Annotated in this window: 14 protein-coding genes; 8 read left to right on the forward strand and 6 right to left on the reverse strand. The window is 62.3% G+C overall.

Features of this window, described 5'->3' with window-relative positions; all coding sequences use genetic code 11:
* The first annotated feature begins 10 nt into the window (after positions 1 to 10).
* From JNO50_RS04220 to JNO50_RS04230, 3 genes are read left to right on the forward strand one after another with little or no spacing between them, the layout of a single operon-like run.
* Positions 11 to 376: a CidA/LrgA family protein gene (locus JNO50_RS04220; protein WP_229804906.1), complete on the forward strand. Its 366-nt coding sequence runs from the start codon at positions 11 to 13 to the stop codon at positions 374 to 376.
* Positions 366 to 1,085, forward strand: coding sequence for an LrgB family protein (locus JNO50_RS04225; protein ID WP_189536416.1), 720 nt, complete (start codon positions 366 to 368; stop codon positions 1,083 to 1,085). Before JNO50_RS04220 ends, JNO50_RS04225 begins: the two co-directional genes overlap by 11 nt.
* A gap of 47 nt (positions 1,086 to 1,132) precedes the next feature.
* Entirely contained in the window at positions 1,133 to 1,588 is a 456-nt protein-coding gene (locus JNO50_RS04230) for a SixA phosphatase family protein (protein ID WP_189536414.1), read from the forward strand.
* 68 nt (positions 1,589 to 1,656) lie between these two features.
* On the opposite strand, the gene ntrC is transcribed toward JNO50_RS04230, so the two are convergent.
* The 4 genes from ntrC to glnA all read right to left on the reverse strand — a co-directional run bounded on the left by ntrC (position 1,657) and on the right by glnA (position 6,324).
* The gene (gene ntrC / locus JNO50_RS04235; protein ID WP_189536412.1) at positions 1,657 to 3,072 is read right to left on the reverse strand and encodes a nitrogen regulation protein NR(I); all 1,416 of its coding nucleotides are present in this window, start codon (positions 3,070 to 3,072) and stop codon (positions 1,657 to 1,659) included.
* A complete protein-coding gene (gene glnL / locus JNO50_RS04240; RefSeq protein ID WP_189536410.1) occupies positions 3,069 to 4,154 on the reverse strand; it encodes a nitrogen regulation protein NR(II) in 1,086 nt (361 codons plus the stop codon). Before glnL ends, ntrC begins: the two co-directional genes overlap by 4 nt.
* Positions 4,155 to 4,252: 98 nt before the next feature.
* Positions 4,253 to 4,744 (reverse strand): DUF4124 domain-containing protein, encoded by a 492-nt coding sequence (locus JNO50_RS04245; protein WP_229804904.1) that lies wholly within the window; start codon positions 4,742 to 4,744, stop codon positions 4,253 to 4,255.
* 161 nt (positions 4,745 to 4,905) lie between these two features.
* Positions 4,906 to 6,324, reverse strand: a complete 1,419-nt coding sequence (gene glnA, locus JNO50_RS04250; RefSeq protein ID WP_189536408.1) for a type I glutamate--ammonia ligase — start codon at positions 6,322 to 6,324, stop codon at positions 4,906 to 4,908.
* A 303-nt stretch (positions 6,325 to 6,627) separates the two neighbouring features.
* Here glnA and JNO50_RS04255 point away from each other — a divergent pair, with 303 nt between their 5' ends.
* The 4 genes from JNO50_RS04255 to prmC all read left to right on the forward strand — a co-directional run bounded on the left by JNO50_RS04255 (position 6,628) and on the right by prmC (position 9,529).
* Positions 6,628 to 7,080, forward strand: a complete 453-nt coding sequence (locus JNO50_RS04255; protein WP_189536406.1) for a rhodanese-like domain-containing protein — start codon at positions 6,628 to 6,630, stop codon at positions 7,078 to 7,080.
* Positions 7,081 to 7,191: 111 nt separating this feature from the next.
* On the forward strand, positions 7,192 to 8,013 hold the full coding sequence (gene aroE / locus JNO50_RS04260; protein WP_189536404.1) for a shikimate dehydrogenase: 822 nt from the start codon (positions 7,192 to 7,194) through the stop codon (positions 8,011 to 8,013).
* Positions 8,014 to 8,700: a monofunctional biosynthetic peptidoglycan transglycosylase gene (gene mtgA, locus JNO50_RS04265; protein WP_189536402.1), complete on the forward strand. Its 687-nt coding sequence runs from the start codon at positions 8,014 to 8,016 to the stop codon at positions 8,698 to 8,700.
* Between the two features lie 19 nt (positions 8,701 to 8,719).
* A complete protein-coding gene (gene prmC / locus JNO50_RS04270; protein WP_373298404.1) occupies positions 8,720 to 9,529 on the forward strand; it encodes a peptide chain release factor N(5)-glutamine methyltransferase in 810 nt (269 codons plus the stop codon).
* A 9-nt stretch (positions 9,530 to 9,538) separates the two neighbouring features.
* Here the strand turns inward: prmC and JNO50_RS04275 are convergent, their stop codons facing one another.
* Entirely contained in the window at positions 9,539 to 10,018 is a 480-nt protein-coding gene (locus JNO50_RS04275) for an FKBP-type peptidyl-prolyl cis-trans isomerase (protein ID WP_189536399.1), read from the reverse strand.
* Between the two features lie 145 nt (positions 10,019 to 10,163).
* Between JNO50_RS04275 and JNO50_RS04280 the strand changes: the two genes are divergently transcribed.
* A complete protein-coding gene (locus JNO50_RS04280; RefSeq protein ID WP_189536396.1) occupies positions 10,164 to 11,297 on the forward strand; it encodes a ribosomal protein uL16 3-hydroxylase in 1,134 nt (377 codons plus the stop codon).
* A gap of 600 nt (positions 11,298 to 11,897) precedes the next feature.
* Here JNO50_RS04280 and bamC read toward each other — a convergent pair.
* A complete protein-coding gene (gene bamC, locus JNO50_RS04285) occupies positions 11,898 to 13,013 on the reverse strand; it encodes an outer membrane protein assembly factor BamC (RefSeq protein ID WP_215796488.1) in 1,116 nt (371 codons plus the stop codon).
* Positions 13,014 to 13,022: the final 9 nt, after the last annotated feature.

Here is a 13,022-nt window from a genome sequence, read left to right on the forward strand (position 1 = left end):
GGGGGAGGCTGTGAGTCTGACATTGCTGGAATCGGCCATCTGGCTGATCGGTTTTCAGCTGCTGGGCGAAGCGCTCGCGCGGTTTTTCGGGTTGCCGGTGCCCGGCGCGGTCATCGGCATGCTGTTGCTGTTCATCGTGCTGGTCGTGAAAAAAGACATCCCCGACGCGCTTCGGGAAAACGTGCCTCCCTTTCTTGCCCACATGTCCTTGCTGTTCATCCCCGCCGGCGCGGCGGTGCTGCACTGGAAAGACGATCTGGCCAGAGCGGGATGGCCTCTGCTCATAACGCTCGTGGTATCGGTCGTCGCCACCTGGCTGGTGTCCGCGCTGGTGCTCAAGGCGATGCTCGGCAAGGGAGGCGCGCATGGACAGTGACGCGGTAGTCGACGCGCTGCGGCATTCGCCGCTCCTGGGCGTGTTCCTGACCTTGCTCGCCTACCGGATCGCCATCGCGGTGAACCGGCGGTTTCATGGGCATCCCTTGAGCAATACCGTGCTGGTGGGGGCCTTGCTGGTGATCGCCGCGATGCTGGCATTCGATATCGGCTGGGAGGATTACCGGCATGGCGCGGGCATGTTGCAGATGCTGCTCGGACCGGCCACGGTCGCCCTCGCGGTTCCGTTGTACAATGCCTTCGCCAAGCTCAAGCGCGCGGCGCTGGCCCTGAGCGTGACACTGGTCGCGGGCGGCCTGACGGGAATCGTGTCCGGCGCCTTGCTGGCGCAATACTTCGGATTGCCGAAAACCCTGGTGCTCTCCCTGATGCCGCGCTCGGTCACCACGCCGATCGCCATGGGCATCGCCGAGCGGATCGGCGGCATTCCCGATTTGAGCACGGCTTTTGTCATCGTGACGGGCGTGCTCGGCGCCGTGGCGGTCAAGCCGCTGATGCGGCTTGCCGGCACGCGGGACGACCGGGTGGCGGGCTTCGCCACTGGCATCGCCGCCCACGGCATCGGAACCGCGCGCGTGGTGCTGATGTCCGAGACCGCGGGGGCGTTCGCCGGCCTCGCCATGGGATTGAACGGGCTTTTCACCGCGATCGTGATCCCGTTCCTGCTGGGCTGGATCGGGCGCGGATAGAACCGGCTACGACACTTAACATCAAATAAAACATGGGGAACAACAGAATGGATCTGATCTTGTGGCGTCATGCCGAAGCGGAGGACGGATCGGACGACATGGCCAGGGCGCTGACCCGGCGCGGCCAGCAGCAGGCCAGCAAAATGGCCTCCTGGCTGAGGGTGCGCCTGCCGCGCGATTATGTGCTGCTGGCCTCCGAGGCGAAGCGCTCCTGTCAGACCGCGGCGTTCCTCAGCAAGAGTTTTCATGTCATGCCGAGCCTGAATCCCGATGCCTCGGTCGATGAAGTGCTCAACGCCATCGAGTGGCCGGCGTCGGGCAAGACGGTGGTCGTGGTCGGCCACCAGCCATGGATCGGTTTTCTGGCATCGCGGCTGATGTCCGGACAGACCGATCTGTGGAGTGTGAAAAAGGGCGCTATTTGGTGGCTGTCCCACCGCGTGCGCCATGACATCGAACAGGTGCGCCTCAAGGCGATGCTGACCCCGTCGATGCTCGATTGACGGTTTCGCCAACGCCGTGTCGGCGGGGCGTCCGCAACCGGCGTCCCGGCCCGGCGGGCGCCGTTCCCTCAGTCTTCCTTCGCATCCGTCTCCAGCCGCAGTTCCTGGATCTTGCGCGTCAGCGTGTTGCGGCCCCAGCCGAGCAACTGCGCCGCTTCCACTTTGCGCCCACCGGTGTGCGCGAGACCCGCGCGGATGCAGGTTTCCTCGAAGCGCCGGGTCAGGTCGTCGATGATGCCGGTCTCGCCGGCCTTGAGGCGGCGCGCGACTTCGGCGGCGAGATCCTCCGTCCAGGCCGGCGGCGCATCCGGTGACAGAAGGTCGGTCTGGCCTTCCCGCACTTCCGGCGGAAGGTCGGTGAGTTCCACCGTCTGCCCCGGCGCCATCACCGTCATCCAGTGGCAGAGGTTTTCCAGTTGCCGGACGTTGCCGGGAAACGGATAGAGCGTCAGCCGCTCCATGGCCGCCTCGCTCAGCCGCTTGGGGTCGATGCCGAGGCTCGCGGCGCTTTTCGCCAGAAAATGCCGGGTCAGCAGCGGGATGTCCTCGCGCCGTTCGCGCAGCGCCGGCAGGCGCAGCCGGATCACATTCAGGCGGTGGAACAAGTCTTCTCTGAACAGCCCGTCGCGCACCCGCTCTTCCAGGTGCTGGTGCGTCGCCGCGATGACGCGCACATTGGCCCTGATCGGCGTGTGACCGCCGACCCGGTAGAAATGGCCGTCCGACAGCACGCGCAGCAGGCGGGTCTGCAGTTCGGTGGGCATGTCGCCGATTTCGTCGAGGAACAATGTGCCGCCCTCCGCCTCTTCGAAGCGGCCGCGTCGAGTCGAGAGGGCGCCGGTGAAGGCGCCTTTTTCGTGCCCGAACAGTTCGGATTCCAGCAGGTCCTTGGGGATAGCGGCGGTGTTGAGCGCGATGAACGGCCGGTTGGCCCGCACGGAGTGACGGTGCAGCGCTTCGGCCACGCGCTCCTTGCCGGTACCGGACTCTCCGGTGATGAGGACGGTCACATGCGATTGCGACAGGCGTCCGATAGCGCGGAACACGTCCTGCATGGCCGGCGCCTGCCCAAGCAGGGACGGGATCCCGGCATCGTCATCGTTCTCCGGCATGGCCGGACCGCTCTCCGCCAGCGCCCGTTCGATGAGTACGACGGCCTGATCCACGTCGAACGGTTTGGGCAGATATTCGAACGCGCCCCCCTGAAAGGCCGCGACGGCCGAATCCAGATCCGAATGCGCGGTCATGATGATGACCGGCAATTGCGGATGCTCGGCCTTGACGCGGGAGAGGAATTTCAGGCCGTCGGTGCCCGGCATGCGGATGTCGCTGATGATGACTTTCGGCACCGTATCCTGCAGCGCGTTGAGCGCGTCGTCCGCGCTGGCGAAACTGGTGTAGCCGATGCCGCTGCGCGACAGGGTTTTTTCCAGCACCCAGCGGATGGCCTTGTCGTCGTCGATGATCCATACCGGAGAAGTCATGAGCGGGTTGCCTCGTTGCGGGGTTCATTGAGTGGAGCCAGGGGAAGCATGACGGTAAAACAGGTGTAGCCGGGGCGCGACTCGAACTCGATGCTGCCGCCATGCTGGTGGACGAACGACTGGGCCAGGGTCAGGCCCAGGCCCGTCCCGTCGGCGCGTCCTGTCACCAGCGGGTGGAAAACATGATCGCGCAGTTCTTCCGGAACACCCGGTCCGTCATCGATGATTTGCAGTTTCAGCGCCAGGGGGTGGCGCCGGCGCGCCAGGGTGACCTGGCGCGCCACGCGCGTGCGCAGGATCAGCGCGCCGCGGCCTTTCATCGCCTCCACGGCATTCTTGACGATGTTGAGCACGATCTGGATCAGTTGTTCCTTGTCGGCCGTCAGCGGCGGCAGGCTGACATCGTAATCGCGTTGCACGCTCAGTCCTTCCCGATGCTCCGCCAGTACGATGCTGCGTACCCGCTCCAGCACTTCGTGGATGTTGATCTGCGTTGCGACCTGATGCCGGTGCGGGGCGAGAAGCCGGTCGACCAGCGATTGCAGGCGGATCGACTCTTCGCGGATCACGCCGGTGTATTCCTTCAGATCGGGACGGTCCGACAGTTCGTGTTCGAGCAGCTGGGCCGCGCCGCGTATGCCGCCCAGCGGATTCTTGATCTCGTGCGCGAGGTTGCGGATCAGTTCGCGATTGGCCTGTTGCTGCAGCAGCAGGCGCTCTTCGTTGGCGATGCGCAACTGCTGATCCAGCGGCCTGAGCTCGACCAGCAGCCAGTGAGCCGAGTCGTGCTCCACGGGCGTGATGGACAACGCGATGTGCAATGGCTGATCGCTGTGCTTGGGAACGAGTTCGATGTCGTGCTCAAGAAAACTCGTATTGAAGCGTTCCACGGTCAGGAAGGCTTGCGCGAGCGCCGGATGCGGCTGGAACAGATCGATGAACCGGTGGCGCAGCAGTTCGCGCTTGCCGAGCGCAAGCAGATTCTCGCTGGCGGGATTGGCAAAACACGGCGTGCCCGCGGGGTCCAGGATCAGGACCGGGGTGTCGAGCAGCTCCAGGCCTGCGAATGAAGAGGTGGTCATGCGTTGCAATAACCCGTCGTAGAGTGGCCTACATCACGTAGCAAGAAGCGGGCCAGTTTCATCGGCCGCTCAGCCCGCCACAGGGCGATCATGATGCACTATTTTGGTGCAGTCTTGTCCGCGCGGGAGATTTCGGTACGCAGGGCGGCGATATTCTTTTCCCGTTCGGTGACCGCATCGGTCAGGCGCCGCAGCTTGTCCTGGCCCGAGGGCGAACGCGCGTCGTCTCCCTTGCGCGCGGTCTCGAGCGCCCGCCGCGCTTCGTCAAGAGCGGCCTGCTCATTGGTCAGTTCTTGCGCCAGGAGCTTTTTGCGGCCCTCGTCCCGTTGCATTTGAGTGGACTTGTCGACTTCCGGGTAGGCGCCGGGCGCGGCTGAACCGGAAGAGGAGGGCGCGGCCTTGCGCGGCGAAGAAAACCCCGACAGGGGTGGCAGCTTGACGGGCTGGGCACCCCGCACTGGAATGTTGGTGTAAGTCACCGTTCCATGGATGTCGACATACTTGTAAACCGCGGCACCGGCTGGCAGCGACAGTCCAAGGCACAGCAAGGCGAGCGTAAACCGGACAGGGAGCATGATCGGGCGAAGCATCGGGTCAAGTCGTGGGACGCCCCCATCTTAGTGCAAACCGGCGCGGCTCGTCACGGCCATTGGCCGGGGGACTCGAGAAAATAAGAAAAAAGTAACGGCACCGCAAGAAAAAACCCGCAAGGCGCGGGGCCGTTGCGGGTTTAACCTGCCGTCTGAACGGATCAGAGGCTGTAGTACATCGAGAATTCGACCGGGTGGGTCGTCATGCGGGTCAGGTTCACTTCCTGCATCTTCAGTTCGATGAACGCATCGATCCACTCGTTGGTGAACACACCGCCGCGGGTCAGGAATTCGCGATCCTTGTCCAGCGCATCCAAGGCTTCGTCCAGCGAGGCGCACACGGTCGGGATCAGCTTGTCCTCTTCCGGCGGCAGGTCGTACAGATTCTTGTCGGCCGGATCGCCCGGGTGAATCTTGTTCTGGATACCGTCCAGACCGGCCATCAGCAGCGCGGCGAACGCCAGGTACGGGTTGGCCAGCGGATCCGGGAAGCGCGCTTCGATGCGGCGCGCTTTCGGGCTCGCCACGTGCGGAATGCGGATCGAGGCTGAGCGGTTCTTGGCCGAGTAGGCGAGCTTCACCGGTGCTTCGTAGTGGGGAACCAGGCGTTTGTAGGAGTTGGTGCCCGGGTTGGTGATGGCGTTGAGCGCCTTGGCATGCTTGATGATGCCGCCGATGTAGTACAGCGCGGTCTCGGACAGGCCGGCATAACCGTCGCCGGCGAACAGGTTCTGCCCGTCTTTCCAGATGGACTGGTGAACGTGCATGCCGGAACCGTTGTCGCCCACGATGGGCTTGGGCATGAAGGTCGCCGTCTTGCCATAGCTGTGGGCGACGTTGTGCACCACATACTTGAGGATCTGGGTCCAGTCGCCGCGCTGAGTCAGTGTGCTAAAACGGGTACCGATTTCGTTCTGGCCGGCGGTCGCCACTTCGTGGTGGTGCACTTCGACCGGCACGCCCAGTTCTTCGAGAAGCAGTACCATGGCCGAGCGCAGATCCTGGGAGGAGTCGACCGGGGGAACCGGGAAGTAGCCGCCCTTGACCCCCGGACGGTGGCCCATGTTGCCGCCTTCGAATTCTTCCGCGGAAGCCCAGGCCGCTTCTTCGGCCTTGATCTTCACGAAGCAGCCGGACATGTCGGCGCCCCAGGTGACCGAATCGAAAATGAAGAACTCGGGTTCCGGGCCGAAGTAGGCGGTGTCGCCGATTCCGCTGGCTTTGAGGTAGGCTTCGGCGCGCTTGGCGATGGAGCGCGGACAGCGATCGTAGCCCTTGCCGTCGGCCGGGTCGATCACGTCGCAGGTCATGAATACGGTCGGTTCATCAAAGAACGGATCGATCTTGGCGGATGCCGGATCCGGCATCAGGAGCATGTCGGACGCCTGAATGCCCTTCCAGCCCGCGATGGAGGAGCCATCGAAGGCGTGGCCGTGTTCGAACCATTCTTCGCCGTCCTCCAGGACGATGCGTGCGGGAATGGACACGTGCTGTTCCTTGCCTCGGGTATCCGTGAAGCGCAGGTCAACGAATTTTACGTCGTTGTCCTTGATCAGTTTCAGTACGTCTGCAACCGCCATAGTGTTCTCCTAAAATTTAAGGCTAAGTGCATCGATGAGGAAATGCCGTAACTTGCACTACCCCGGGCTTAAGCAGGAATCGTGCCATAATCGCGCGCTGCCTGAAGTCATTGTGTCACAAGGCGATGTGCAGCGTCACCCGTCCTCGCGTGAACCGCGTTGGTGCGAGCCAAAATGATGTGCACCATAATGGTGCTATTGTGCGGTAAGCCTGTTCCGACTGGTTCTGCATGGTATTTTTATATGTGGCATGATGTAGGTATCAAACAACAAAAGCGAATCTGCATTCGCGTGGAGCGTACCATGAGTCATGTCAACGAGATTCTCAAACGCGCCCATGAACGGGGCCTGCAGGAGGGCGTGGCCTACGCCGGTGTGCTGACCCCGCAGGAAGCCTGCTTTCTGGCCGGCCATATGGAGTCGGCCAGGATCGTGGATGTGCGCAGTGCTGCGGAATGGCAGTTTGTCGGCGTGGTGCCCGATGCGGTGCGCATCGAACTGAAAACCTGGCCCGGCATGCAGCCCAATCCCAATTTCGACGCGCAGCTCACCCATCAGGTGGACAAGGAAGCGGTTGTCATGTTCTTGTGCCGTACCGGCGGCCGTTCGGACGAGGCCGCATCCCGGGCGTCCGCGCTGGGGTTCACCGCGGCTTTCAATATTCAGGAAGGCTTTGAAGGCCGCCCTGACGGCGAACAGCACCGGGGCACGGTTGACGGCTGGAAAGCGCGCGGATTGCCGTGGGTGCAGCCTTGATGGCGGCTATTGAAGTTTCCGGCGGTTCGCGGCAAAGTGTTGCCTGACTCTAAACTCGCGGCGGGACCGGCATGAACCGGTTCTGTGCCTGCCGGAACCTGAAAGCTGAACATGACTGACCGTTACGCCGTTATCGGCAATCCCGTTGCCCATAGCCAGTCGCCGATGATCCATGCCGAATTTGCCCGCGCCGGCGGGGACGACATCCGCTACGAGAAGCTGTTTGCCGAGCTTGACCGTTTTCGCGATGTGGTCGGGGCTTTCGTCAAGACGGGGGGCTCGGGCCTGAATGTGACCCTGCCCTTCAAAAGCGAGGCGTTCCGGATGTCGGACGAACTTACCGAACGGGCGAGCGCGGCCGAGGCGGTCAACACGCTGACTTTCCGGGACGGCAAGGTATACGGCGACAATACCGACGGCATCGGTCTGGTGCGGGACATCGTCGACAATATGGACGTGTCCATCGCCGGCAAGAAAGTGTTGATCCTTGGCGCCGGTGGCGCGGTTCGCGGGGTTCTCGAGCCACTGCTCGCTGAAAAGCCCGCCGCGCTGACCATCGCCAACCGCACGCTGATCAAGGCCGAGGCGCTGGCGCATCACTTCGCGCCATGGGGCGAATGCCGAGCGGTCGGTTATGGCGAACTGGCCGGGCAAGGGTTCGACATCGTCATCAATGCCACTTCCACAAGCCTGAACAACGAGTTGCCGCCGATCCCGGAAGGGCTGTTCAATGCCCGCACGCTGGCTTACGACATGGTGTACAGCAAGGGGCTGACGCCGTTCCTGCGCCGGGCGCAGTCCGAGAACGCGGGAATGCTGGCCGATGGGTTGGGGATGCTGGTCGAGCAGGCGGCCGAATCCTACTTCATCTGGCGCGGCAAAAAGCCCGATACCCGCAAGGTGACCCACATGCTACGCGATCTGTTGTCCTGAATGATGCGTCTCATCTCCCGTTTGCTGGCGGTCCTGGTGGCCGCCTTTATGCTGTATAACCTGTGGATCTTCGCCCATGTGCTTTACTGGCGCAGCCACAACCCGTCGGCCAGCGCGTTCATGAACGAGCAATTGGCGCGTCTGCAGGAGGACGACCCCGAGGCCGAATTGCGGCAGAAGTGGGTGGCTTACGAATCCATCTCGCCGAATCTCAAGCGCGCGCTGATCGCGTCGGAGGATGCCCGTTTCGTCGACCATGTCGGCTTCGACTGGGACGGCATGGAAGCCGCCTTCGAAAAGAACCTCAAGCAGGGCAAGATCGTGGCCGGCGGCTCGACCATCAGCCAGCAGTTGGCCAAGAATCTGTTTCTGTCCAGCCGCAAGACTCCGTGGCGCAAGCTGGAAGAGGCGCTGATCACGGTCATGCTGGAAACCATGATGGAAAAGCGCCGTATCTTCGAGATTTACCTTAACGTGATCGAGTGGGGCAACGGCGTGTTCGGCGCCGAGGCCGCCGCGCGTCATTACTTCCGTACGAGCGCGGCGCGCCTGTCACCGTCGCAGGCCGCGAAACTGGCCGCCATGGTGCCCAATCCGCGTTACTACGACGAGCACCGCAATGCACCCGGGCTTGGCCGCAAGACCCGCATCATCCAGCGACGCATGCCGCTGGTGGAATTGCCCTGACCCGCAAGGAACTCCCATGCTGACCCTGGACGGCGCCCTCGGGCGCTACCCTCTGCCACGTCTCGAGGCGCGCATGCTCTTGATGCATGCCATGCCCGGCCTCACCCATGCCCATATTGTCGGCCATGGCGAGGAGGTCTTGCCGCCCGAGGCCGAAGTCCGTTTTGCCGGACTTGCCGGCCGCCGCCTGGCCGGAGAACCGATGGCCTATCTCATTGGCGTGCGGGAGTTTTTCGGGAGGGATTTCCGGGTGACGCCCGATGTCCTGATTCCGCGGCCGGATACTGAAATTCTGGTCGAGGCCGCGCTGGAGCGTGCCAAGGCTGGCGGCCGGGTGGTGGACCTGGGAACGGGCAGCGGCGCGATAGCGGTCACGCTGGCCCTGGAGGGGGACAATCTCGATGTTTGGGCGGTGGATGTCTCCGCCGCTGCTCTTAGCGTGGCGCGTGGCAATGCGGCCACGCTGGAGGCTCGTGTGCATTTTGTCGAAGGCAGCTGGTATGACGGCTTGCCGGCCGACGCATGTTTCGACATCATCGTGTCGAATCCTCCTTATATCGCACATGACGATCACCATTTGCAGGAAGGCGATGTCGCGCGGGAGCCGCGCCTCGCACTGACCGACGGCGCGGACGGACTACGCTGTCTGGCCGAGATCGCGCAAGGCGCGCGCGCGCGTCTGGCGCCGGATGGCTGGTTGCTGGTGGAACACGGCTTTGATCAGGGGGAGGGATGCCGCGCGCTGTTCGTGGCGGCGGGACTCAGGGATGTCGTCACCCTGAAGGACCTGGCCGGCCATGACAGGGTGACGCTTGGGCGCTCAGGCTAGTTGCCGCGCTCAGTGGTGATGGCCGTGGGCGCCGTGCGCATGGCCATGGCTGACTTCCTCCTGACTGGCCGCGCGAACTTCGGTCACCTTGGCGGCAAAACGCACGGCCTTGCCTGCCAGGGGATGGTTGCCGTCGACGACCACTTTATCGCCTTCGATATTCGTCACGGTGAACAGGATGATGTCGCCGGTTTCCGGGTCATCGGCTTCGAACATCATGCCGACGGCCACTTCTTCCGGGAAAATGTCCTTGGGCTCGACGCGGACCAGCTCTTCTTCGCGGTCGCCGAAGGCATCGTCCGGCTGCATCGTGACATCGATGCTGTCTCCGGCCGATTTGCCGTGCAGGGCTTCTTCGACCATCGGGAAGATCCCGTCGTAGCCACCGTGCAGGTAGCTGATCGGCTCTTCCGTTTTGTCGATGAGGTTGTTGTCGCTGTCGAACATTTCGTAATGAATGGTGACGACAGTATCTTTGACGATTTGCATGGATGTCTTCCGAAGAGGGATCAATTAACGCTTGACAGGATCGGGTCCGATGGCGACCCTTGCCGCCCGCAAGCGGGGCGCACGGTCTGTGCGCTGGATCCTATTGTAAACCATTGTCGCAATGAAAAACCGGGTACGCACCGTTATGACACCTCATCCACTGCTGGGCGGGCTGACGCCTGCCGAATTCCTGCGCGATTACTGGCAGAAAAAGCCGTTGCTCATCCGCGGCGCCATGACCGATGTCGGACCGCACATCGATCGCGACTGGCTGTTCCGTCTTGCCGGGGAGCAAGACGTCGAGTCTCGCCTGATCGAGCGGCAAGGGGAGCGCTGGAAGCTCGAACGGGGGCCGTTCCGCGCCTCGCGTTTCAAACGGCTGCCCGAAACCGACTGGACGGTGCTCGTGCAGTCGGTCAATCACCACGTGCCTCACATCGACCGCATTCTCTGGCAATTCGATTTCATCCCCTACGCGCGGCTGGACGACCTGATGATCAGTTTTGCCCCGCCCGGAGGAACGGTCGGGCCGCATTTCGATTCCTACGATGTGTTTTTGCTGCAGGTTGGCGGAAAAAAACGCTGGCAGATCTCCTCGCAGGACGATACGCGTCTGGTGGAGGGCGCGCCGCTCAGGATCCTGGAAAACTTCGATGCCGAGGAAACCTTCGATCTCGAGCACGGGGACATGCTGTACCTGCCCCCCCGCTATGCGCACTACGGCGTCGCTCAGGAGCCGGGCATGACCTATTCCATCGGCTTTCGGGCTCCCACCGCCCAGGAGCTGGCCGGCCAGTTTCTCGTGCACCTGCAAGACCGGATCGAGCTTGAGGGCATGTACGCCGATCCCGATCTGACCGTATCGCCGGAACCTGCGCGCCTGCGTGGCGACATGGTGGAGAAAGTGAGTGCGATGCTGCGCAAGATCACCTGGAACGACGACACCATTGCGGATTTTCTGGGGCATTATCTGACAGAGCCGAAGGCACACGTGTTTTACGATCCGCCGGAAGAGCCGATGGATCGTGACACTTTTGCAACGTATTGCGGGGAAAATGCTCTTGTTCTTGACCCTCGCAGCTTGATCCTCTACACCAATGACATGCTGTATTGCAATGGGGAACAACTGGAGATTGACCGCAAGGATGTTGGTCTCTGGCAACAGTTCGCCAATGCCCGCCGGCTGGTGTGTCCGGCGTTCAGCGAGGAGACGCTTGATCTGTTGTACGACGGATACGTGTCGGGTTATTGGCTTTTTGAGTCATCTGTAGCACAATAACCACAAAATCTGATCGTAACTGCGCAGGATGGTAGTTCGAAAACGCAGACACGGCATTTCGGAGCGTGAATTTCACCGATCTGCTGCTTTGCAACAGGTAAAGGCCGCTCGCGTTGCATTTTTGAGCGTTTCAACCCTATGCAGTCTTTTTTTTCGTGCTACAATTTGCGCACTGAAAGATTTTCAGCCGTTCCCATCTGTTTTAAGATGGCTGCGATTAAACTGACGTCTTGTTCAACTTATCTTCAAAGGTAAAGAAAAAATGAAACAGTCGCTCCTCGTTGCTGCCCTGCTGGCTGTAGCCCTGTCCGCTTGCGGTAAAAAAGAAGAAGCTCCGGCTGCTGACGCTTCCGCTCCGGCCGTTGAGGCTTCCGCTCCGGCTGCTGCTTCCGCTCCGGCTGCTGACGCTTCCGCTCCGGCTGCTGACGCTTCCGCTCCGGCTGCTGACGCTTCCGCTGCCAAGTAATTGGTACGAGTGGTGTGAAAAAACCGGTCCTTCGGGCCGGTTTTTTTATTGCCTGAAAACCGCCTTCGGTTCGTTTTCGGGCACAAAAAAAACCGCCAGCTTCGGGCTGGCGGTTTTGTTTTGTCTGCGACGGCTTACTGCAGTTCGGTGGCAAGACGCGACAGCGCGGTTTTGGCGAACTCGTTCGAGACGGGCTTGCCGTCCTTGTCACTGATGCGCAGGGTCGTCGTTCCGGGAGCCGTTTCCTTGACCTCGACCAGCAGATCGTTGTCCGGGAGCTTCGCGGGCGACGCATCGTCGCTCTTCCAGAAAGCGAGGCTGGACCAGAAGCCGCCGCCAGACGACGAGCTCTTGGCATCCGTTTCGCCCTTGGCGGGCTTCACGTAGTAGATGCCCTTGGAACGGTCGCGGTCATTGACCACAAGACCGACGCGATCGAGAGCCAGGCCGACACGGCGCCATGCGCGGTCGAAACCGTCGTTGATGGTCAGCACGCCATTGGCGATCGGCAGCGTGGTCGGCTCCTTGGCCGCGATGGTTTTCTTCACCGATTCGCGCGCCTGTTCTTCGGTCATGCCCAGACGCACCATGAAGCGGGACAGCAGTTCGGCTTCGAGGCCCGGGTCGACGGGGCGCGGTTGCCAGCGGGTTTCTCCCTTGGTGTCGTTGGTGTAGACCTCGATCATGCCGCGGTGAGAGAAGTAGACTTCGGAGCCCTGAGCGGTTTTTTCCAGGCGGATGCGGAACTTGTCGCGCTCGCCGGTGGAGTAGGCCGAGCCGAGGCCGACCTTCTCGAGGAAGTTGCGCAGCATGTCCTGCGGCAGCTTGGCGCGGTTTTCCGCCCAGTCGGTTTCCATCACGCCGACGTCCGGATCTTCCTTGCCGATCACGAAGCCGTTGTCCTGCCAGAAGGCCTTGAGCACCGGCCACAGTTCGGCGGGCGTCTTGCCGTCCACGACCAGCCAGCGTTCGGTGCCGGCGCGTTCCAGGCGCATCTTGTCGGTCTTGGCCGTATCCGCGGCGGCGGCGACCTGCTGGCCCGCGGCATTGGCGGCGCCGGCCGCAACGGCCGGAATGGAGTACTTGTCCTGGATTTGCGGACGCGTCAGATCGGGGGGGATCTCCAGGGACTGGGTGGTGCGGGGGGTCGTCGACTGGTAATCGATTTTCTTGTCTGCCGAGTTGGTGGTGCTGCAACCGGCGACCAGGCCGGTGGCCAGCAGAATCGCGGCTGGCGCGGTTCGTTTCATGCTTGCTCC

Source organism: Paludibacterium paludis (assembly GCF_018802605.1).
Taxonomy (GTDB): domain Bacteria; phylum Pseudomonadota; class Gammaproteobacteria; order Burkholderiales; family Chromobacteriaceae; genus Paludibacterium; species Paludibacterium paludis.